Below are 20,907 nucleotides of genomic sequence, written 5' to 3'. Positions count from 1 at the left end.
CGGGTCGGCCCGCGAGCGCCCCGGGGGCCGGTGTCCGCCATCCCGGCCCCCGGGCCGCCCGGGTCAGCCCACGCCGACCGTGGTGTCGCCGGCAGGCAGCACCCGGCCCTGCGCGTCCTTGGCGGTCAACTTGGTCAGTTTCGTGTTCGGCGTGACGTCACGCGGCCGGAACCAGAACACGGTGACGGACGGGTCCTCGCTCCACACCGCGCGTTCGGCGGTCACCGTGCGGCCGCCCGCGCGGGCGGTGATGGTCGCCGGTGAACCGACGTAGTAGCCGAAGGTCAGCGTCGTCCCGGCGTCGATGGTCATGGCCCGCTGCACGGCATGGAAACCCGGGGCCCGGTCCGAGCCCTCGACGTCGTTCGTCATGACCTCGTCCCGCAGGGACCCGTCGGCGGACCGGCGGCCGAGCTGGAACCCGAAACGAACGCCGGACTGGCCAGGCAGCTCGACGGGTTGTGCGTAGATCACCCATTCGGCGGCGCCGGTGCGTACCCCGGTCGGCATGACCTCGCCCAGAACCCGGCCGTCCGGAACGTCCGCCACCTGGGCGGGATTCGCCGGCGCCGGGGGCGGGCCGCCCGCCAGCCGGGCCACCTGGCCGCCACCGACCAGCAGGACGGCCACGGCCAACGCGGAGGCTGCGCCCACGGCGAGCCGGCGCCGGCGGCGCAACCGGCCCCCGGCCGCCATGACCTGATCCAGGTCGAGGACCCGGGGCGCGAAGCCCGGCGGCGACTGCAACGCGTCGCGCAGGTCGTCGAGGTCGGTCATCGGTGTACTCCGCTCTCCTGATTCCTCCGTTGGCCCGGCACGGGTGGTGAGTCCACCGCGACCCGCAGCTTGGCCAGGCCCCGAGAGTTGAGGCTCTTGACGGTGCCGAGGGAGAGGCTCAGCTCCCGCGCCACCTCCGCCTCGGACAGATCCACGTAGTGCCGCAGCACGATCACCGCCCGTTCCCGGGGTGAGAGCACGTCCAGCGCGCCGAACAGCCAGCGCCGCCGGGTCACGTCGTCGGCCAGGTCGCGGGGAACCGGCCCCTCGGGCACCTGTTCCGTGGCGTACTCGCGCAGCGGGCGGCGCCACCGGTCGGTGACCAGGTTGGCCAGCACCGTCCGGGCGTACGCGTAGGCGTCGCGGCGGCGGACCCGCGACCATGCCGCGTACGTGCGCACCAGCGCGGCCTGCGCCGCGTCCTCGGCCTCGTGCCGGTCGCCGGTCAGCAGGAACGCCACGTGCTGTAGCCGCGCCGAGCTCGCCGTCGCGAACTCGACGAACTCGTCGTCACCGCGCGCCATGCGCTGCCATCTCTGCCACGGCCGCAACTACGAGCGGGGGCCCCGAAAGGTTGCCGGCCACGGCGGCAACTTTTCGCCGCGACCACCCGTCTCGATCTGCGCACCACACCACGCGATCATCGAGGAGGGGATCCACCCCATGAAAAGCACGAGGACCCGTTGGCTGTACGCGGGCGGCTCGGCCGTGGCCTGCGCCGCCGTCATCGCCGTCGGCACGGTGGCCGCCAACGCCGGGATGACCGGCCGGACCGGTGGCGCGGCCGCCGGAGCGGGAGCGGCCCCGGCCGCGCCCGTGCCGTCGACCAGTGCCGCAACCAGGCGGCCCGACCCCAGCCCGCCGAAGCCCGAGCCGATCGGCGCGGTCATCGACAGTGGCATCGCCGCCCGCGAGGGCTCCTGGGTGTTCTACGGGGTGCCGGTCGCGGAGCCGGCGCTGCCGAAGGTGCGTTTCGGCGTGATGGCCGGGCGCCGCCTGCCCGGCGGCACGCTCACCGCGGACGTCATGACCAACGAGGTCACGGGTTCCGACCGGGCGCCCGGATTCCACGCCGTCCAGGCCGGGATGGGCATCGAGGCGGGTCAGTCGCCGACCTTCGGCTACTACGCCGGTCCCGCGGCCCGGATCACCGGCCGCGCGAACGGCCGTACGGTCACCGCGCATCAGGCGCGGTGGAGCGAGGACCGCTCCGTGGTGGTGTTCTGGTTCGACCCGGCCGTCAAGGGGATCGGGAAGCTCGCCGCGTACGACCAGGGTGGCCGCAAGCTTCCCACGGGCAACGCCGGTGTCGGGGTCGGCTAGGTCCAGACCTCGCGGATCCGCGCCACGGCCGCGGCCGCCTGCGCCCGCCCCGCTTCGGCGGCGGGCGCACGGCGGCCCGGGTCGAGCGCGTTGGGCCCGATCGCCGTGACGGCGGCGGCGTCGGGGCCCACCACGACGGAACGCACACCCGGGCCCAGCGCCGCGGCCTGGGCATCCGGGCGGCCCGCGCGGCGGGCGGAGCGGGACATCGGCGCGATCACCACGACCCGCTCGTGGCCCTTGGCGAGGTCGACGTTGGCCACCGAGCGCACGCCGCCGTCGACGTACCGGGTTCCGTTCACGGTCATCGGCGGCCAGACCAGGGGGACCGCGCAGCTCGCCGCGACCGCGTCGACCAGGGACACGCCGCTGTCCTTGTCGAAGACCTTCGTTTCGCCGGACTCCGCGGCGACGGCGGGGATGAGCAGCCGCTGGTCAGGCCATTCGTCCGTCTCGATTCGGCGCGCGATGACCGCGCGGCGTTCGGCCTCGGTCGCCGCCGTACGGGCGCGCAGCGCGGCCCGGCCGATCCGGGCGCGGGCCTGGCGGCGGTCGCCGGGCCACAGGCCCGCCACCGCGAAGCGCAGGTAGAACCCGACGCCGATCCGGGCCGCGATCTCCCCGGTGGCGGCCGCGCGCTGGGCGGCGTACATGTGTTCCAAGGGGTTGCCGGTGGTCACCTGGGCGGCCACCACGGAACCCGCGGAGGTGCCGACGAACAGGTCGGCGCCGGTCAGGTCGAGGCCGTGCTCGGCGAGGCCGTACAGCAGGCCGATCTCCCAGGCGACGCCCGTGACGCCGCCCCCGCCCAGTACCAGTGCTCTGCGGTCACCCGTCATGGCGCCATCCAAGCACGGCCATCGATGACCCACCAGTGGACGAATGCGCCTTGTTTTGGCCCGATATATCCGTACGGATGGGACGATGGATGTTCGGGGCCGTCCCCGCGGGGCGACCCAGTCGAGACCCGCAAAGGACTTTCCAGCATGCGCAACGCAGAGCACGACGACTCCGCCCCCGGGCAGCCCGTGCCGGACGGCATGTACGCGTCCGCCGTGGTGCGCCGTTCCCGGCACCGCAAGCAGATCCTCGCCGGGGGGATCGGCCTCGTCGCCATCCTGGGCGCCGGGGCCTATCTGGCTGCCGAACGCACGTCCGAGCACGCCGCCCGCACCGCCGACACGGGCGCTGCGCCGCTCCCGGCGACGGGCACGACCGGTGGGGCCACCAGCGCGACCGGGGCGGGCGGGACCGCGTCCCACGCCGCCGCGCCGAAGGCGGGAGTCAAGCAGAACGCCGCGTCCAGCCCGACGACCCCGCGCCCGAAGACCACCGCGGAGCAGATCGCCGAGGTGCGCAAGGCCGCGCGCTCGGCCGGGAAGAAGATCCATCGCCCGCTGCCGGGCCCGGCGGTTCCGGTCTCTCCGCAGGATGTGACCACCACGACGGTGCGGCGCGGCGGCGAGACCGTCACGGTCTTTTCGGCCCGTAAGGACCTCACCCGGTACGGCCCGCTCGGCTGGGTGGCCGACAAGGGGACGAAGGCGGGCGACGCCCGCTGCACCCAGCGGATCCGGAGCAGCACCAACACCGAGGCCAAGGTGCGCCCGACGATGCTGATCTGCTGGAACACCAGCGCCAGCCGCAGCGTCTTCACGATTGCCGTGAAGTCCTCCGGGCGACCGTCCCCAGCGAACAGCGCCGCCGTCATCGACCGTACGCTGGCAGCCATGGGCTGAGGCCCGCACCCACCTCGACCGGCCCGGCCGCGCAGCGCGGCCGGGCCGGTTTCTGTCGCGCGCACCTGGTGGGCACGTGGCGGCGGCCCGGAGCGCTCGCTCCGGGCCGCCGTTGGTACTTCACTTCTTGGTCAGGCGATCGTCCTTTCGGATCAGACGATCAGTGCGGTGCACCGGTCAGAACGAGGAGACCGTGAACGTCGAACCACTGGAGATGATCGACGTGTCCGTGCCCGCGACCAGGGTCGCGCCCGGTGTGGCGTCGGAGACCACCATGACCGTGTACGTGCCGGTCGGCACGGCCACCGCCGGAGCGTTCTGCGTGCCGTCGGTGTCCAGTGTGTTGGACAGGTCGAGCGAACAGATGATCTCCGCGTCGCTGATCGGGATCACGCCGGTGCACTCCTGGACCGGCGCGTTCGTCCAGGAACCCGCGGTCGCCGGTGGCGTGCCCGCCGTGCCGGGCGCACGGTAGCCGTTGTTGTCGACCAGGAAGACGCGGGCGTTGTCGGCCGGAGCGGGCGAGGCAGCCGCCGGGATCGTCGGGTTGCCGGTGCCGAAGGTCAGGCCCGAGAATCCGGCGCCCAGGATGTCCAGGAACACCGTCGAGCTGGGCGCGGCCGTGTTCGGCGTGACGGAGATGCCGTACGAGAACGTGTACGCGTTGCTCGCGGTCTTCGTTCCGGCGGCCGTGGTGACGCTCAGCGTGGCGGGCCCAGGAGCGTGTGCCGTGGTGACGCCGGTGATCGCGCTGGACGACACCACGGTCACGTTGGTCAGCGGGCTACCGCCGAGGGACACGCTCACGGCTGCGCCGGGGGCGGTCGGGAAGCCCGAACCGTTGATGGTCACGGTGCTGCCGCCCTGGGCCGGGCCAGCGGTCGGCGTGACCGGCGCGACCGCCGGCGGCCCCACGATGCCGAGCGTGACGTTGGGCGCGATCGTGTAGGTGCCCGCGGCCGCGATGAGCACGTCACCGGCGGCGGAGCCGGCGTAGGTGCACACGTTGTACGCCGCGGTCGTCTCGGCAGGCGGGCCGGGAAGCAGCGCGACGGTGGCCGGCACGGTGGCGACGAGCTTGCTGTTGGTGATCTTGGTAACGCCGGTGGCATTCTCCTGGCCGCTACCGCCGCCGTACGTTCCCGGGCAACCGTTGCGGTTGAGCGTGACGCCCGGCTGTCCGGTGACCCCGGTCAGGAACGCGGTCGACCCGGTGACGGTGATCGGCGTGGTTACGCCCGACGGCCCGACGGCCGGATTGATGGCGACGCCGGGAAGCACATTGAAGGCAGCTTCGCTCTTGCCGACGAGCTTGCTCGTGTTGGCGGCGGTGCCGTTGTAGAGGCACACGCTGTACGTGCCGTTCGCGAGCGTGGCGGGCGCGGTTATCGAGGCAGCGCCGTTCGCGGGCGTCGGCGCCACGGGTGTCGCGACCTTCGTCGGGGTGGCGTTGGTGACGCCCGTGGTCGTGTACAGGGCCGGGCAGGTCGCCGCGGTGCTGAAGAGTCCACCGAGCGTGGTGACGGTCTGCAGGAACGGGTCGGTGCTCGAGAGCGTGATCGGGGTGGCGAGACCGGAGCCGCCGCTCGTCGGGCTCGCGGTCGTCGTGGCTTCAATGACGCTGTACAGGTTGGACGAGTGACCCGCGATGGCCGCCGTCGAGGCGGAGCTCGCGTAGAGGCAGAGCCGCCAGCTGCCCAATCCGACCGCGGCGGGCACGGCTGCCGTACCACCGTCGGCGGGGGTGGTCCCGTCCTTCGTCACGGTCACGATCACACTCGTGGCGGTCGAGCCGGTGCCGAATGTGGTGGGACAGGTGGCGAGGGTCGTGACGCGTCCGGTCGGCGTGGTGATGCCGTTGAACACGTTGGTACCGGTGAAGCTGATGGTGCTGCCGCCCAGTGGTCCGGACAGTGGTGAGTTGGTGATGGTGACCGTTACGTCGACCGCGAAGGCGGCGGTGCTGGTTGCGAAGACGGCGGTGGCCACCGCCGCTGTCGCGATACCGGCGCGTAACCAGTGCGCGCCGGCCCTACGTTGGGACTTCCGCATGCGAGGGTCCTCCTACGGTTTCTGTGAACCGCTCATGGATGGGTGGGCCCGCGCGCGCAGCGGCGTCACCGGGCCATCTCGCTCGGAGCCTAACTCGGCTATTCCGGACAAATGCGGAGAGTGATGAACTTGATTAGATTTGTACCTTTTTAGGGGCCGAACAGTCCCCGGTAGACCTTGGCCGAGCCCGGATTGCCCGTGCAGCGTGGGTCCACCCGGAACAGGCTGGACTGGACACCTCCGGCGTCACAGTTGGAGAAATACGCCTCATAGGCCAGATGGGGCGCTCGCGCCGCGAACCATTCATGCATCCAGCGCACGAACTCCGGGTTCTCCTTTCCGGCGTCCCCGGTCGGCACCACGCCCCACTCACCCACCGCGAACGGCTTGCCGTGGCGCAGCGCGAACTCGTACAGCCAGGTGAGGCCCTCGGGGCGCGCGGCGACGCGGTCGAAGTCCGCCTTCGTGGGCGACCACGGATAGTGGTCGTAGTTGTCGATGCCGATGATGTCGACGTACTCGTCGCCCGGGTAGCAGTTCGTGCTCAGGCCACCGCAGAGGTGGCGCGGCGTGCTGTGCGCGTTGATGGTCCAGTCGAACAGCACGGCGGGGTTCGTGGCGCGAATGGCGTCGGCGGCGTGGCGGTAACAGGCGATCCAGGTCTGCGCGTCGGTCGCCCCCCACGGGCTCGTGCGCTCGTTGAACTCCCACCCCAACCGTACGATCGAGTCACCGCGGCCGTGCTGGACCATGAGATTGCCGAAGTTGCGCCAGGACTCGTCGAACTCGCCCCGCGCGCAGGCGGGCAGCGCGGCCTCGCCGCCGATCGGCACCAGGCCCTGCGAGATGACCAGCACACCGTCGAAGTTGGCGAAGTACTCGAACGTCCAACCGGTGCCGCTGGTCATGGTCTCGTAGGTGGTCCGGTCGGTGTAGGTCTGCGCGACCCGGCAGGCCCGGCCACGGGCGGAGCAGAACTGCGCCACGCTCGCGGCGTCCAGTACGGGGTCGCCGTTCACGCCGGACAGGCCGTTCGGTCCGGGCCAGGCGCCCGCGGCCCTCGGGAGGGCCACCAGGGTGCGCGCCGAGCGCTCCGGCGGGGTGGTGACGGGCCCACCGGTCGGTGTGGAGGCGGCCGGGGGTTGCGCGGGGACGCGGGTGACCGGTGGGGGCGCCGGTGCCGTGTGGTTGGTCTCGGCTCTCGTCTGCACGGCGGTCGCCGCGCCCAGCCCGAGCAGTGCGAGGACCACCGTGCCCGTCGCGATCCAGAGGGAGCGTCGGCTGGACGCGGGCTTGCTGGCCATGCGGAAGAAGCCTCCTGGCAGGTGTGCGGGCTGCCCGCGGGCGCGGCGTCGGGCCGGCGGTGGTCGGCGCGTACTCGCGCGCCGTCGCCACCGAGGGTAGCCGCCGCCGGGACGCTCATCTGACGCCCCACCTGCGGAGGCGGCGTGTTGCCGGGCGGGATCAACCCGAAAGTGCGGTTCCGTCCGATCGCATTCCGCAATCTGGCGTTAACGCAGCATTGACAAGCATGACTTACTCCACGGATGCTGAGAGCGCTCTCACGGCCGTGAAGCACCGTCCCGCCACCGCCGGCGCCGTCCCCGCGCCGGCGGACCCGACGTTGCCAGGGGGTTCCACCGTGTTCGAGCAACCTCGCCAGCCCCGCCGACGCCGCCTCGCGGCCGTCGCCGCCGCACTCGCGGTCGGTGTCAGCGCCGTCGTCACGGCCATCCCGACGACCGGCGCCGAGGCCGCGGTCACGGCCGACACGATCCCGCTGACCATCGCCAACCACTCCGGTCGCGGCGAACACGTGTACGTCTACAACATCGGCACCCTGCTCAGCACCGGCCAACAGGGCTGGGCCGACGCGAACGGCACCTTCCACCCCTGGCCCGGTGGCGGCTCACCGCCCGTGGACGCACCGGACGCCTCGATCGCCGGACCCGCCGACGGCGCCAGCCTCACGATCCGGATGCCGAAGTTCTCCGGCCGGGTCTACTTCTCGTACGGCCGCAAGCTCGTCTTCCGGCTCGCCACCGGCGGCCTCGTCCAGCCCGCGGTGCAGAGCCCGACCGACCCCAACGCGGACATCCTGTTCAACTGGACGGAATACACCCTCAACGACGACGGCCTGTGGATCAACAGCACCCAGGTCGACATGTTCTCCGCCCCGTACTCGGTCGGGCTCACCAGGGCCGACGGCACCACCCTCAGCACCGGACGGCTCAAGCCCGGCGGCTACCAGGCGTTCTTCGCCGCACTGCGGGGCCTGCCCGGCGGGTGGGCGGGCCTGATCCGTACCCGCGCCGACGGCACCGTCCTGCGGGCCGTGGCGCCCGGCCACGGCATCGAGGCCGGCGACCTGCCCCGCACCCTGCTGGACGACTACGTTAACCGGGTCTGGGCCCGGTACCGCGGACAGACCCTGACCGTCGCCCCGTTCGCCCAGTCGCCCGAGATCGAGTACTACGGCCGGGTCACCGGCGACGTCATGACGTTCACGAACGCGGCCGGGCAGGTCGTCACCACCTTCGGCAGGCCGGACTCCGACAGCATCCTCGGCTGCTACAAGCAACTCGACGCCCCCAACGACCTGGTCCGCGGTCCCATCTCGCGAACCCTGTGCGCCGGATACAACCGCGGCACGCTGCTGTCCAGCGCGGACCAGCCGTACACCGAGGCGGGCGGGTTCTACGCCGACGCCGTCACCAACGAGTACGCCCGCCTGGTGCACGCGCAGATGGTGGACGGCCGGGCGTACGCGTTCGCCTTCGACGACGTCGGCGCCCACGAGTCGCTCGTGCACGACGGGGCGCCGGCGCAGGCGTCCATCACGCTCGACGCGCTGGACTGAACGCTCGGCCGCCGCGTCGCTGACCACGCCACGCCGGGGCGTGCCCGGGCGGCGCGGCGGCATCCACTAGCCTGTGCCGGTCTCGTCCCGCCGCTGCACAGGAGGCGCAGATGCGCACCGCCTACCGGGTCCTGGCCCTGCTGATCGCCGTCGGCGTCGTGGTCCAGGCCGCCACCGTCGCGTACGCCTGGTTCGCGGTCCTGCACGACACCGACTCCGGCGGCGTGTTCGACAAGAACACGCTGAACGGCGGCCACGAGGCGCACGAGGTCATCGGCATGATGGTGCTGCCCACGATCGCGGTGCTGCTGCTCGTGGTCGCGTTCTTCGCCAAGGTGCCCGGCGGGGTGATGTGGGCCGCGATCACCCTCGGCGTGGTCCTGCTCCAGGTGGTGCTGGGCACCGCCGGGGCGTCCGCGCCGTTCGTGGGCCTGCTGCACGGGATCAACGCGTTCGCGGTGGCGGGGGTGGCCTCGGTCGCCGCCGCCAAGGCGCGCCGCGCCGGTGAGGCCGCGGCCGCCCCGGCCACCCCGGCCTGACCGGGCCGTGTCCGCCCGCCTGCGCCTCGTCGTCGCCGTGGTGGCGGCCCTGGCCGTGCTCGGGCCGCTCGGCTGGTTCTGGCAGCGCAGCCTCGTGCCGGACAGCTACGACATGGCCGCCATGGGGTATCCCGACGACGGTGGCGGCCCGCCCGGCCACGGGCACGCCGGTGGCCTGAGCGTCACCGACCTGACCGGCCCATCCGGCCCCGCCGACGTGTCGGTCGCCCTCACCGCGCGCCGGGAAGGGGCCGGGTACACGCTCAACCACGTGTCGCCCGGACCGGAGATCCGGGCCCGGCAGGGTCAGCTCGTCGAGGTCCGGCTGGTCAACGAGTCCGTGCCGGACGGGGTCACCCTGCACTGGCACGGGGTGGACGTGCCCAACGCCGAGGACGGCGTCGCGGGCGTCACCCAGGACGCGGTGCCGCGCGGCGGGTCCCACGTGTACCGGTTCGTCGTCCGCGACGCGGGAACCTACTGGTACCACTCCCATCAGGTCGGCCACGAGCAGGTCCGGCTGGGGCTGTTCGGCGCGCTGGTGGTCACGCCCGCCCCGGCGCCCCAGCCGGGGTTCGACGCGGACCCGGTCGTCGCGGTGCACACGTACGGCGGGCGGCGCACGGTCAACGGGCGCCCGGGAGTGGGCCACCTCGCCGCCCGGCCCGGCGTCAGCGTGCGCGCCCGGGTCATCAACACCGACGCCGGGCCGATCCGGGTCTGGGTGAGCGGCGCCGCGTACCGGGTGGAGGCGGTGGACGGGCGGGACGTGCACGAGCCGACACCGGTCTCGGACACCGCCGTGCTCGTCACCGCGGGCGGCCGGATCGACGTGGCGTTCACCGTGCCGGACACCGGAGCCCGGGTCGAGGTGGGTGCGGGCACGGCGCTGGTCGTCGGCCCCGGCCCGGACGCGCCCGCCACGGCGCAGCCGCGGGCCACCCTCGACCTGCTCGGCTACGGCACGCCCGCCCCGCTCGGCTTCGACCCCGCCAAGGCCACCCGGGTCTTCCGGTACGAGGTCGGCCGCCGCCCCGGGTTCCTCGACGGCCGCCCCGGTCTGTGGTGGACGGTCAACGGGCACCTGTTCCCGGACCTGCCGATGTTCATGGTCACCACCGGCGACGTCGTGCGGATGACGATCGCGAACACCAGCGGTGAGGTGCACCCCATGCACCTGCACGGCCATCACGCCGTGGTGCTCAGCCGCAACGGGGCCGCGGCCACCGGCAGCCCGTGGTGGGTGGACTCCCTCGACGTGGGCGACGACGAGACGTACGAGATCGCGTTCGTCGCGGACAATCCGGGCATCTGGGTTGATCACTGCCACAACCTGCAGCACGCGGCGGAGGGGCTGCTGGCCCACCTCGCCTACCACGGCGTGAGCACGCCGTACCGGGTCGGTGGGGCGGCCGGCAACCAGCCCGAGTAGGGCTGACTCAGAGGTAGAGGCCGGTCGCGGGCGGTGCCGCGGTGACCGTGAAGGGCCGGGCGTCGGCGCGCAGCGCGTACAGTTCGGCCAGGGTGGCGCCGTCCGGGCCGATGCCCGTCGGGCGGCCCAGCCAGGTGACCGCCTCGGCGTACGGCAACCGGCCGACCTCGATGCTGGCCAGGCAGCGGCCCGGACGCACGACGGCCGGATGCAGCGACGCCAGGTCCTCGTTCGTGGTGATCGCGATGAGTGCGTGGCGGCCCTGGCCGAGCAGCCCGTCGGTCAGGTTGAGCAGCCGCGACAGCGACTGCCCGGCGTTCGCCTTGGCCTGGCCGCTGATCAGCTCGTCGCAGTCCTCCAGCATCAGCAGCCGCCAGCGCGGCTCGTCGTCGTCCCCGCCGCCCAACGCGACACTCATCAGATACGCGGGATCGCTGAACAGCCGCTCCGGATCCAGCACACAGTCCACCTGGCACCAGGAACGCCACTGCTGGGCCAGCGCCCGCAGGGCCGTGGTCTTACCCGTGCCCGGTTCCCCGTGCAGGAGCAGCAGGCGGCCGTTGATCGACGTGCCGTCCAGGGCCATGAGCTGCTCGAGGGTGCGGGCCACCGGGCTCGCGTAGTTGTGTCGGATCCGCTGCCACCCGGCCGCGTCGATCTCGCGCGGCACCCGGCGCGGCCCGTGCTGGCCGAAATGCCAGAAGCCGATCGGTACGGTGTCGGCCGCGGGCGCGGGCGGCTCCACCGCGCCCTCGGTCACGCTCGCCAGCACGCGCTCGGCCAGTTCCGCGGTGGTCGCGGTGACGGTCACCCGGGCGCGCCGGCTCTGCGGCCACCGGATCACGTGCAGGGTCCACCCGTCACCCACGGCGAGGCGGCCGTGGATGTCCTCCTCGCCCGCGTCCCGCACGACGCGGGCGTCGTCGGTGCTGAGCGGGGCATCCGCCCGGACGTTCTCCAGCGTGCTGGTCCGGCCGAACGGCTCCCGCCCGGTCGTGAACGCGTCGAGGGCCAGCAGGTCCACCACGTCCACCAGCCGGTCGGCGTCGTCGAGGCTGCCGGACACCGGCACCGCGCCGGGCGCGCGCGACCGGGCGGCGGCGCCGGTGGACGCGGACGGGTTGACCGCCTGTTCCACGGCGCGGCCGCCTGGCCGGTCGACGGTCTGGTGGGGGGCACGCATGCCTTCCATGATCGACCAGGATGGCCGAAGCGGCATCCCGTTTTCGCAGGTCTCTGACCACGGCGGAGCAGACGGGCACCCGGCGCCGGGCGCCTCCCGCCGGTCAGTCCGTGGCGGGAGTGAGCACGAACACCGGGATGACCCGCTCGGTCTTGCGCTGGTAATCCGCGTAGTCGGGGAACGCGGCGACCGCCCGTTCCCACCACTGGTCGCGCTCCGCGCCTTCGGTCTCGTGTGCGAGATAGTCGCGCCGGTCGGCGCCGTCCTGCAACTCCACCCGCGGGTGCTTGCGCACGTTGTACACCCACACCGGGTGCTTCGGGGCGCCGCCCAGCGAGCCGACCACCGCGTACCGGCCGTCGTGCTCCACCCGCATGAGCGGGGTCTTGCGCAGCTTGCCGGTCCTGGCCCCCACCGAGGTCAGCACCACGACGGGCAGGCCCCGGAGGGTGCCGGCCTCGGCGCCGCCGGTCTCCTCGTACGACTCGGCCTGTTTGCGGGCCCAGTCCGTAGGGCTGGGTTCGTACTCTCCGGTCAATGGCATGGTGATCCCCTCTGCCGGTCGGTTCGACATCGCATGCACAGTAGACACTGATTTAGCCCATAGTGTGGCGTTGGGCGAACGCCACGAGGTCGCGCCGCTCGATCGCCGCCGCCATCAGCTCCGGGAACGCGTCCGGCGTGCAGGCGAACGCGGGGACCCCGAGCGCCGCGAGCGCCGCCGCGTTCTCGTGGTCGTACGCCGGAGCCCCCTCGTCCGAGAGCGCCAGCAGCGCCACCACCTGCACCCCGGCGGTGGTCAACTCCGCCACCCGGCGCAGCATCTGTTCCCGGGAGCCGCCCTCGTACAGGTCGCTGACCAGCACCACGATGGTGTCCCGGGGCCGCGTGACGAGTTGCCGGGTGTACGCCAGCGCCCGGTTGATGTCCGTGCCACCGCCCAGTTGGGTGCCGAACAGCACCTCGACCGGATCGCTGAGCTGCTCCGTCAGGTCGACCACCGCGGTGTCGAAGACCACCAGCGAGGTCCGCAGGGACCGCACCGAGGCGAGCACGGCCGCGAACACCCCCGCGAAGACCACCGAGGAGGCCATCGAGCCGGACTGGTCGACGCAGAGCACGACGTCGCGGTGCACCGCCGAGGCGCGGCGGCCGTAGCCGATCAGCCGCTGCGGGATCACCGTCCGATGTGCCACCTGGTAGTGCCGCAGATTCGCGCGGATCGTACGGTCCCAGTCGATGTCGGCGTGCCGGGGACGGCGGATCCGGGCCGCCCGGTTCAGCGCGCCCGCGACCGCCGCGCGGGTGCGCTGGGCGAGGCGCCGCTCCAGGTCGTCGACGACCGTGCGGACCACCCGCCGGGCCGCCTGCTTGGCCTCGGCGGGCATGACCCGGTTGAGCGACAGCAGGGTGCCCACGAGGTGCACGTCGGGCTCCACCGCCGCCAGCATCTCCGGCTCCAGCAGCAGCCGGGTCAGCTCCAGCCGCTCGATCGCGTCGGCCTGCATGACCTGCACCACCGTGCTGGGGAAGTACTCCCGGATGTCGCCGAGCCAGCGCGCGACGCGGGGGGCGGAACCGCCGAGCCCGCCCGCGCGGCCCGCGCGCCGGTCACCGTCGCCGTCCTCGGGGGCGTCGTACAGCGCGGCCAGCGCGGCGTCCATGGCGCCGTCGCGGCCGGTGGCGGCGCCGAGGGAGTCCTCGGCCGGGCCGCCGAGCACGAGCCGCCAGCGGCGCAGTCGCTCCCGGTGGTCAGGATCGGTCATCGGGCACCTCCGGCGCGTGGAACTCGGGGCCGGGCACGGCGTTCAGAGTCGTTCATCTGATGTCTCCCGCGCCTGGATCTCGTGGCCCAGCAGGGCGCTGAGGGTCGGCAGTAGGATCGCCGCCCGGTCGTGGTCGAGCGGCCCCATCGCGGTGCCGGTGCTTGCGCCGGACGCCGAAGCGCCGGCCACCCGTTCGCCGATGGCCCGCCGCTCACCCGCCGCGAACCCGCCGAACGTGCGGCGCAGCAGCGGCAGCACCTCGTCGAACGCGTCGGCCGGGATGTCGGCCAGCCACGCGTCCAGCAGACGCAGCAGCGCCTCGTCGTGCACCAGCAGCAACCCGCCGCCGGCCAGGAAACCCTCGACCCAGGCGGCCCCGTGCGCCGGGGGCGTCCCGACGGTCAGCGGCAGCCGCAGCCGCCGGCGCACCTCGGCCTCGTCGAGGAGTCCGGCGTCGTGCAGCAGCCGGGTGATCCGGCCCGCCAGCAGCCCGTGCAGGTCGGCGCGGGCGGCCACGGTGGCCAGCGTGGCGAACCACCGTTGCCGCAGGGGCGCGTCGTCGAGCAGCGCCACCGCGGCATGCACGCCGTCCAGGTGCCCGCGCAGCTCCCGCGCCGCGGAGTCGGCCACCGCGCCGGCCGCCGCGGGCAGGCCCGCGCAGACCCGGTCGAACAGGCTGGTGGTCACGGCGGCGAGCCCGGCCACGTCGGTGCGGCGGACGTCGCCGTACCGCAGGGTGCGGGCCAGGGCCGGGAGGGCGGCCATCAGGTGACCGACGTCGGCGTCCGCGGCCGCGTGGGCGTCCAACGCCGACAGCACCGGCGGATACGCCTCGCCGAGATCCGCCAGCAGGCATGCCTCCACCAGCGCGGTCACCTCCGCCAGCGAGGCGGCCGCACCGGCGGCGTCGGTGACCCGCGCGGTGGCCGCGGCGCTCACCGTCGTGCCGTACATGCTGTACTCCACGAGCCGGACCGCGAACTCCGGCTGCCACCGCAGCCGCCACGCCTCCCGGAACGTGCCCGTGCCGCGCCGGCCCGCCTCCGGCTCGCCCCACGGCACGCCGATCCGGCGCAGCCGGTGCAGCAGCCGGCTGCGCCGCAGGTCGATGTCGCGGCGCAGGTCCAGCTCCAGCACCCGCTCGGCGGGCTCCGGCTTCAGGCGTACGGACCGCTGCTGCGCCGCCAGATCGCGGGCCAGCGGCACGGCCGGCATCGCCTCCGGGACCCCGCCGAGCCGCTCGCCGACGATGAGCCGGCGGCCGATCAGCTCGGTCCGCAGCGGCTCACCGTCGCACATCACGGCCTCGGCCGCCTCGGTCACCTCGGCCAGCCCGGCCAGCGGCCGCCCGCGCAGCGTGGCCAGCGCCTCGGCCAGCCGGGTCGCCTCGATGACGTGCGCCGACGAGGTGGGCACCCCTTCGGCCCGCAGCACCCCGGCGGCCTCCACCAGCCAGCGGGGCACGACCTCCTCCGCCGTGGCGAACAGGTGGTGGTACCAGCCGGGGGAGCGCACCCCGGCGCCGTAGCCGGACGCCGTGGCCAGCCGCCCGTACGTCCAGGGCACCCAGGTGCACGCGACCTTCGTCTTGCGGCGGCCCTTGAGCAGCGCCGCGTCGTCCTTGGCCGGGATCCGGCGGGCCAGCGCCGGTACGTGCCAGGCGCCGCACACCACGGCCAAATTCTCCCGGGTACGGCGCACCTCCCGCAGCACGGTGCGCATATACGCCTCACGGACCAGATCCTCGGGATCGTCCACGGTGGACTCGCGCAGGGCGGTCATGGCCTCGGCGATCGCCGCGAACGCGGGCATGCCCCGGTGTTCGACCACGTCCTCCCACCAGCGTTCCGGGTCGTCGTACCCGGCCGCGGCGGCCAGCTCCCCGATCGGGTCGGCCGGGCGGGACCGGCCCCGCACCCCCGGCCCCTCGGGCGCGTCCGCCAGGCCACCGGCCGCGTGGTACGCGTACGGCAGGTCGAAGAAGCGCACCGGCACACCGTGCGTCACCGCCCAGCGCATCGCCTGCCACTCCGGTGAGAACACGGCGAACGGCCAGAACGCGGCCCGGCGCGGGTCGTCGACGGCGTACCCGAGCAGCGCCACGGGCGGCGCCAGCTGCTCGTCGGCGACCCAGCGCACCAGCTCGTCCGCCTCGGGCGGGCCCTCGATCAGCACGATGTCCGGGCGCTGGCGGTCCAGCTCCTGCACCAGCGCGCGGGCCGAGCCGGGACCGTGATGGCGGATGCCGTACAACCGTTCAGGCATCGCGGGCGGCGCGGTAGAAGTCGCTCCAGTCGGGGCGTTCCCGCACGACGGTCTCGAGGTACTCGCGCCACACCACGCGGTCGGAGACCGGGTCCTTGACGACCGCGCCGACGATGCCGGCGGCGACGTCGGCGGCCCGCAGCCGCCCGTCGCCGAAGTGGGCCGCCAGCGCCAAGCCGTTGGTCACCACCGAGATCGCCTCGGCGGGCGACAGCGTGCCGGTGGGGGACTTGAGCTTCGTCCGGCCGTCCTCGGTGAGCCCGCCGCGCAGCTCCCGGAACACGGTGACCACCCGCCGGATCTCGTCCAGCGCGGCCGGCACCTCGGGCAACTCCAGCGCCCGGCCCAGCTGGGCCACCCGGCGGGCCACGATCTCGACCTCGTCGTCCGCGGACGCCGGGACGGGCAGCACCACCGTGTTGAACCGGCGGCGCAGCGCGCTGGAGAGCTCGTTGACGCCCCGGTCACGGTCGTTGGCGGTGGCGATGAGGTTGAACCCGCGCTGCGCCTGCACCTCGGTGTTCAGCTCGGGCACGGGCAGCGACTTCTCCGACAGTACGGTGATCAGCGCGTCCTGCACGTCGGAGGGGACCCGGGTCAGCTCCTCCACCCGGGCGATCGCGCCGCGTTGCATCGCCCGCATCACCGGGCTGGGCACCAGCGCGGCCTCCGTGGGGCCGTCGGCCAGCAGGCGGGCGTAGTTCCAGCCGTACCGGATGGCCTCCTCGGGCGTGCCGGCCGTGCCCTGCACGAGCAGCGTCGAGTTGCCGGAGACCGCGGCGGCCAGGTGTTCGGACACCCACGTCTTGGCGGTGCCGGGCACGCCGAGCAGCAGCAGCGCCCGGTCGGTGGCCAGCGTGGACACCGCCACCTCGATGAGCCGGCGCGGGCCCACGTACTTGGGGGACACCTTCGCCCCGTCGCCGAGCAGGTAGGTGACCACGGCCTGGGGGGACAGCCGCCAGCCGGGCGGGCGGGGCCGGTCGTCGGCGGCGGCCAGCAGGGCCAGCTCCTCGGCGTACTGGTCCTCGGCGTGCGGGCGCAGAACGGTCACTGCAACTCCTGAAGCATCTCGTGGCGGAAGGTGAGGGTCCGGGCCAGCTCGGCGACCGGGCGGACCCGGGACGGGTCGGCGGGTTCGGCGTCCAGTTCGGCGGCGAGCCGGGCCACGGCCCCGGCGTACCCGGTCGGCATGGCCATGGCGGCGGCCCGGCACAGCTCCCCGAGCTGCCAGCTGTGCCGGTCGGTACGGGCACGGTGCGCGATCGTCTCGATCACCGCCACGGCCAGCTCGTCGGGCCACCGTCCCGGGTGGACGGCCAGCAGCCGGTGCGCGACGTGGTCCTCCCGGCGCAGCGCGTCGGCGGCGAGGCGGCCCAGCTCGGCGGGCGGCAGGATGAGGTGCAGATCCCAGCGCACCGCCTCGCGCAGGCCCGCGGCGCCGCGCCGGGAGTCGGCGGCCAGCAGCGCGGCCGCCCACGCCGGGTCGCGCTGGGCGATCGCCGCTTTCGCCCAGCCGTGCAGCAGCGGGGTCGCCCAGTCGTGTCCCCGGCCGAGCTCCACGACGGCCGCCGGGTCACGGTGCAGGGCGGTGGTCCACGTGTCGAGCGGGGTCCCGGCCACGACCTCTTCCAGGAGCCAGGCCCCGATGCCCATGCCCCGGGCCGGGGTGGCGCCCACGCCGTCGCGGCGCAGCGCCGGGTCCAGGGTCTGCGGGGGGTCGACCACGAGCCGCTCACCGCCGCGTGTCCGCTCCAGCCGGACGGCGGCGTGTGCCCGCCGCGCCATCCGCCGGCTCAGCCCGGAGGCGGGCAGCCGGCGCAGCAACTCCAGCGCGGCCTCGCGAACCTCCCGGCGGGGATCGTCGAGCACCCGTTCGAGGAACGCCTCGTCGGCCGCCGACAGACCGGCGGACAGCGCGGCCACGAACCGGGCGCGTTCCTCGGGTGCCTCGGTGTCCCAGCCGGCCACCAGCTGGTCCCGCGCCGCGTCCGGGTCGTCGGCCCGCATCCGGGCCAGGTACGCCAGCCGTTCGCCGGGCGACCCGGTCCGCCACACCTCCGGTTCGGCGGCGGCGGCGCCGGGTGCCTCGTCGAGCAGCCACCGCCAGTCCGCCCGCTGCGCGGCGAGCCAGCCGCCGCGCCGCCCCGCGACCATCCCCAGGGCGGGCCGCAGGGTGGCGTTGCGCCGCCCGGCCTCCAGCAGCGCGGGCAGGGCCTGCGGTGGTACGTGCCCGCCGCGCCGCGCCGCCGCCGCCAGCCACTGGGCCAGCAGCTCCTGCACCGCCTGGGCGCCGCCGGGAGCGTCGCCGTCGACGAGCCGCAGCAGGCGGTCCGCGGCCGCCGTGGGCAGCGGTGCGGCCTGCTCCGGGGGAGCGGCCGCCACTGGCCGGTGACCGGTGGCCGGGGTGGTGCCCGCCCGCCCGTAGGCCAGCGCGGTGGCGGCGGCGTCCAACAACGACGCCGGCGCTGACGGCGCAGATCCGGACGAGGCGGATGCTGGTGGAGTGGGCCCGGCGAGCGTGCGCCCGGCGAGGCGTGCGCCGGGCTGTGTCCACGGGCGGCGGGCCGTACCCAGCAGCGCCGCCGCGAGCAGGTCGGACGGTAGCTCGGGCGGCAGATCGGGGCCGCGGGAGTCGAACAGGGGAGCGGGGGCCGGAATGTGCCGCCCGCCGACCCAGGCGGCGAGGGGTCGCAGCCCGGCCGGGCTCCACTCGGCGGCCAGGGTGGCCGGTGCGCCGCCCGCCGCCGCCAGCAGCCACCACGGCTCGTGGTGGCCGGGTGCCAGCGGCAGCGCCTCGCCGGTGGTGTCGACCACCCAGCCCGTCCCGGTCGGTGTCACACCGGCCAGCAGCACCGGCGCGTCATGACGCCACGGATCGGACGCCAGCGCGGCCGCCCATCCGGCCAGGGCGGCCCGGGCGGGCAGCGCACCGGCTGGCGCGGCGTAGGCCACCGCGGCGCTGTGCCGCTCGGCGACCAGGGCGCGCAGCGGTGTCGTGCCGGGATAGAAGCACAGGTCGGCGCGCAGCTCGGTGCCGGGCGCGAAGTCGGGGTTGAGCGACTGGCCGGCCGCCGCGAACGCCAGCACGAGGGCGAACCGTCCACTGTCGGCGCCGCGCAGCCACGTCCGCCGGGTGGTCAGCGCGCCGTCGTCGGTCTCCACCTGGCCGAGCACCTGCCAGCGGTCGGTGACCCGGGGACCGGAGAGCACGTCGTCGGTGGCCACCGGGAAGCCGATGCGCGCCCGGACCGTGGCGGCCAGGCCGGGCGGCAGCTCGTCGAGCCGCTCGTGCCCGGCCACCAGCAGGCGCAGCAGACCCAGCTCCCCGAGCAGCCGGTCAGCCCACAGTGGACCGACGCCGACCAGGCCGCCGAGGCGCCGGACGGCGGTGGCGGCCGCGGGTGCCTGCGCGTCGACCAGCCGGGCGGCCATCGTCTCGTACGGCCGGTGACCCGCCTGCTCCGCCGCGGCCAGACCCTGCTGCACCTGGTCGTCGAGCCAGCGGCGCAGCTCGGTCATCCCGGCCGCCACGCGTTCCGCGCGTTGCCGGGCCCGCTGGTGTGCCCCGGCGGGGTCGGCCGGGGCGCCGCCGGGCGGTGTGGCGGCCCGGGCGGCCCGGGCGGCCCGCGCCGCCTGCCACTCGGCCGCGAACGCCGGCGCCGGCTCCGTCGGCAGGTCGGGACCGTCCACCCAGCGCAGCAGCAGACCCAGCGCGTGCTTGCAGGGGATCTTGCGGCTCGGGCAGGAACACCGGTACGCGGGACCGGCCAGGTCCACGCAGACCTGATAGGGGCTGCTGCCGCTGCCCCGGCACAGTCCCCAGAGGATCTCGCCGAGCAGGCCGGTGGCCGCCCAGTGGCCGGCACCGCTCACCGCGCGGGCGGCCCGCAACGAGCCTGCGTCGGGGGCCAGCGCGGCGACCCGCGCGTCGTTCCACCGAGGCACGTCCGGCGGCTGGGCCGCACCACCTAGGTCGGCGGTGCCGTCCGGCTCGGCGGTCGTCCATCGTTCAACGGGCACACGCCGCACTGTAGGCGCGCGGTACGACGCTTTCGACCGTCACGGGGGCCTCCGTCACCGGTTCGCTGCGGGAACGGCGTGGCGCCCGCGACCCGACCAGTACGGCGCCGAACGCCACCACCATGCCCACCAGCTGCGCGGCGGTGAGCCGTTGCCCGAGCACCGCCCAGCCCACCACGGTCGCGACCACCGGGGAGAGCAGCGCGAGCAGCGAGACCTGCGCGGTGGGCAGGCGCTCCAGGCCCCGGAACCACACCGTGTACGCCAGGGCCGTGCCGACCACCGACAGGTAGGCGTACCCGGCGAGGTTGCCGCCGGTGAGCGAGCCCGGCAGTCCCTCGACGGCCAGGGTGATCGGCACCAGCATCAGTCCACCGGCGGCCAGCTGCCAGCCGGTCGCCGTGAGCAGGGACGCGTCCGGGCGGCCCCAGCGCTTGGTCAGCACCAGGCCCAGCCCCATCGACACCGCGCCGCCCAGCCCGGCGAGGACCCCGATCGGGTCGAGCCGGGCCGAGGCCGTGAGCACGGCCATGGCCACCCCCACCACACCCGCCAAACCGGCGAGCACCGTACGCAGGGCGACGCGCTCGCTGAGCATCAGCACGGACAGGCCCGCCACGACCAGCGGCTGGGCGGCGCCGAGCACCGCGGCCATGCCGCCGGGCAGCCGGTACGCGCTGGCGAACAGCAGCGCGAAGAAGATCCCGATGTTCAGGGCGCCGAGTACCGCGGAGCGCCACCACCAGTCGCCCCGGGGCAGCCGGCGGGTCATGGCGAGCAGGAGGAGCCCGGCGGGCAGGGCGCGCAGCGTGGCGGCCAGCAGCGGTCGGTCCGGAGGGAGGAACTCGGTGGTGACCGCGTACGTGGTGCCCCAGACGACCGGGGTCAGGGCGGTGATCAGAACGATCCGCCGCACGACCAACTCCCTCGACGTAAAGTATCTCGACA

The 20,907-nt window shown here is 74.3% G+C and carries 17 protein-coding genes; 5 read left to right on the top strand and 12 right to left on the bottom strand.

What is annotated here, in order from left to right:
• Nucleotides 1–63: 63 nt before the first annotated feature.
• Together EV385_RS04435 and EV385_RS04430 are read right to left on the bottom strand one after the other, a co-directional pair.
• A complete protein-coding gene (locus tag EV385_RS04435; RefSeq protein ID WP_130508296.1) occupies nt 64–777 on the bottom strand; it encodes a hypothetical protein in 714 nt (237 codons plus the stop codon).
• Entirely contained in the window at nt 774–1,301 is a 528-nt protein-coding gene (locus EV385_RS04430; RefSeq protein WP_130508295.1) for a SigE family RNA polymerase sigma factor, read from the bottom strand. Before EV385_RS04430 ends, EV385_RS04435 begins: the two co-directional genes overlap by 4 nt.
• Before the next feature lie 139 nt (nt 1,302–1,440).
• Here EV385_RS04430 and EV385_RS04425 point away from each other — a divergent pair, with 139 nt between their 5' ends.
• Complete coding sequence (locus EV385_RS04425) at nt 1,441–2,100, top strand: hypothetical protein (RefSeq protein ID WP_130508294.1); 660 nt, start codon at nt 1,441–1,443, stop codon at nt 2,098–2,100.
• On the opposite strand, the gene EV385_RS04420 is transcribed toward EV385_RS04425, so the two are convergent.
• On the bottom strand, nt 2,097–2,939 hold the full coding sequence (locus tag EV385_RS04420) for a patatin-like phospholipase family protein (RefSeq protein ID WP_130508293.1): 843 nt from the start codon (nt 2,937–2,939) through the stop codon (nt 2,097–2,099). The genes EV385_RS04425 and EV385_RS04420 overlap by 4 nt on opposite strands.
• Nucleotides 2,940–3,086: 147 nt before the next feature.
• Here EV385_RS04420 and EV385_RS04415 point away from each other — a divergent pair, with 147 nt between their 5' ends.
• A complete protein-coding gene (locus EV385_RS04415) occupies nt 3,087–3,839 on the top strand; it encodes a hypothetical protein (RefSeq protein ID WP_130508292.1) in 753 nt (250 codons plus the stop codon).
• Nucleotides 3,840–4,016: 177 nt separating this feature from the next.
• On the opposite strand, the gene EV385_RS04410 is transcribed toward EV385_RS04415, so the two are convergent.
• Nucleotides 4,017–5,891 (bottom strand): IPT/TIG domain-containing protein, encoded by a 1,875-nt coding sequence (locus tag EV385_RS04410; RefSeq protein WP_130508291.1) that lies wholly within the window; start codon nt 5,889–5,891, stop codon nt 4,017–4,019.
• A 149-nt stretch (nt 5,892–6,040) separates the two neighbouring features.
• Nucleotides 6,041–7,195 (bottom strand): glycoside hydrolase family 26 protein, encoded by a 1,155-nt coding sequence (locus EV385_RS04405; RefSeq protein WP_130508290.1) that lies wholly within the window; start codon nt 7,193–7,195, stop codon nt 6,041–6,043.
• Between the two features lie 338 nt (nt 7,196–7,533).
• Between EV385_RS04405 and EV385_RS04400 the strand changes: the two genes are divergently transcribed.
• From EV385_RS04400 to EV385_RS04390, 3 genes are all read left to right on the top strand, one after another.
• Complete coding sequence (locus EV385_RS04400) at nt 7,534–8,751, top strand: glycoside hydrolase family 64 protein (RefSeq protein WP_242624696.1); 1,218 nt, start codon at nt 7,534–7,536, stop codon at nt 8,749–8,751.
• Between the two features lie 110 nt (nt 8,752–8,861).
• Nucleotides 8,862–9,290 (top strand): DUF6220 domain-containing protein, encoded by a 429-nt coding sequence (locus tag EV385_RS04395; protein WP_130508288.1) that lies wholly within the window; start codon nt 8,862–8,864, stop codon nt 9,288–9,290.
• 7 nt (nt 9,291–9,297) lie between these two features.
• The gene (locus EV385_RS04390; protein WP_242624695.1) at nt 9,298–10,722 is read left to right on the top strand and encodes a multicopper oxidase family protein; all 1,425 of its coding nucleotides are present in this window, start codon (nt 9,298–9,300) and stop codon (nt 10,720–10,722) included.
• A 7-nt stretch (nt 10,723–10,729) separates the two neighbouring features.
• Here EV385_RS04390 and EV385_RS04385 read toward each other — a convergent pair whose 3' ends face one another.
• The 7 genes from EV385_RS04385 to EV385_RS04355 all read right to left on the bottom strand — a co-directional run bounded on the left by EV385_RS04385 (nt 10,730) and on the right by EV385_RS04355 (nt 20,875).
• Nucleotides 10,730–11,905: a DUF5925 domain-containing protein gene (locus tag EV385_RS04385; protein WP_130508287.1), complete on the bottom strand. Its 1,176-nt coding sequence runs from the start codon at nt 11,903–11,905 to the stop codon at nt 10,730–10,732.
• A 103-nt stretch (nt 11,906–12,008) separates the two neighbouring features.
• A complete protein-coding gene (locus EV385_RS04380; RefSeq protein WP_130508286.1) occupies nt 12,009–12,449 on the bottom strand; it encodes a nitroreductase family deazaflavin-dependent oxidoreductase in 441 nt (146 codons plus the stop codon).
• Between the two features lie 52 nt (nt 12,450–12,501).
• A complete protein-coding gene (locus tag EV385_RS04375) occupies nt 12,502–13,671 on the bottom strand; it encodes a VWA domain-containing protein (protein ID WP_130508285.1) in 1,170 nt (389 codons plus the stop codon).
• Nucleotides 13,672–13,713: 42 nt separating this feature from the next.
• Entirely contained in the window at nt 13,714–15,936 is a 2,223-nt protein-coding gene (locus tag EV385_RS04370; protein WP_130508284.1) for a DUF5682 family protein, read from the bottom strand.
• Nucleotides 15,929–16,990: an ATP-binding protein gene (locus EV385_RS04365; RefSeq protein ID WP_130508283.1), complete on the bottom strand. Its 1,062-nt coding sequence runs from the start codon at nt 16,988–16,990 to the stop codon at nt 15,929–15,931. Before EV385_RS04365 ends, EV385_RS04370 begins: the two co-directional genes overlap by 8 nt.
• The gene (locus EV385_RS04360; protein WP_242624694.1) at nt 16,987–19,959 is read right to left on the bottom strand and encodes an SWIM zinc finger family protein; all 2,973 of its coding nucleotides are present in this window, start codon (nt 19,957–19,959) and stop codon (nt 16,987–16,989) included. The genes EV385_RS04365 and EV385_RS04360 overlap by 4 nt, the downstream gene beginning before the upstream one ends.
• Entirely contained in the window at nt 19,949–20,875 is a 927-nt protein-coding gene (locus tag EV385_RS04355) for an EamA family transporter (RefSeq protein WP_242624693.1), read from the bottom strand. Before EV385_RS04355 ends, EV385_RS04360 begins: the two co-directional genes overlap by 11 nt.
• Nucleotides 20,876–20,907 lie beyond the last annotated feature (32 nt).

It is taken from the genome of Krasilnikovia cinnamomea, from assembly GCF_004217545.1.
Classification (GTDB): domain Bacteria; phylum Actinomycetota; class Actinomycetes; order Mycobacteriales; family Micromonosporaceae; genus Actinoplanes; species Actinoplanes cinnamomeus.
This window is presented reverse-complemented; position numbering and strand designations above follow the sequence as displayed.

Coding starts and splice junctions, on each gene's coding strand:
- EV385_RS04435 (WP_130508296.1), bottom strand. CDS start 777: ATGACCGACCTCGACGACCTGCGCGACGCGTTGCAGTCGCCGCCGGGC.
- EV385_RS04430 (WP_130508295.1), bottom strand. CDS start 1,301: ATGGCGCGCGGTGACGACGAGTTCGTCGAGTTCGCGACGGCGAGCTCG.
- EV385_RS04425 (WP_130508294.1), top strand. CDS start 1,441: ATGAAAAGCACGAGGACCCGTTGGCTGTACGCGGGCGGCTCGGCCGTG.
- EV385_RS04420 (WP_130508293.1), bottom strand. CDS start 2,939: ATGACGGGTGACCGCAGAGCACTGGTACTGGGCGGGGGCGGCGTCACG.
- EV385_RS04415 (WP_130508292.1), top strand. CDS start 3,087: ATGCGCAACGCAGAGCACGACGACTCCGCCCCCGGGCAGCCCGTGCCG.
- EV385_RS04410 (WP_130508291.1), bottom strand. CDS start 5,891: ATGCGGAAGTCCCAACGTAGGGCCGGCGCGCACTGGTTACGCGCCGGT.
- EV385_RS04405 (WP_130508290.1), bottom strand. CDS start 7,195: ATGGCCAGCAAGCCCGCGTCCAGCCGACGCTCCCTCTGGATCGCGACG.
- EV385_RS04395 (WP_130508288.1), top strand. CDS start 8,862: ATGCGCACCGCCTACCGGGTCCTGGCCCTGCTGATCGCCGTCGGCGTC.
- EV385_RS04385 (WP_130508287.1), bottom strand. CDS start 11,905: ATGCGTGCCCCCCACCAGACCGTCGACCGGCCAGGCGGCCGCGCCGTG.
- EV385_RS04380 (WP_130508286.1), bottom strand. CDS start 12,449: ATGCCATTGACCGGAGAGTACGAACCCAGCCCTACGGACTGGGCCCGC.
- EV385_RS04375 (WP_130508285.1), bottom strand. CDS start 13,671: ATGACCGATCCTGACCACCGGGAGCGACTGCGCCGCTGGCGGCTCGTG.
- EV385_RS04370 (WP_130508284.1), bottom strand. CDS start 15,936: ATGCCTGAACGGTTGTACGGCATCCGCCATCACGGTCCCGGCTCGGCC.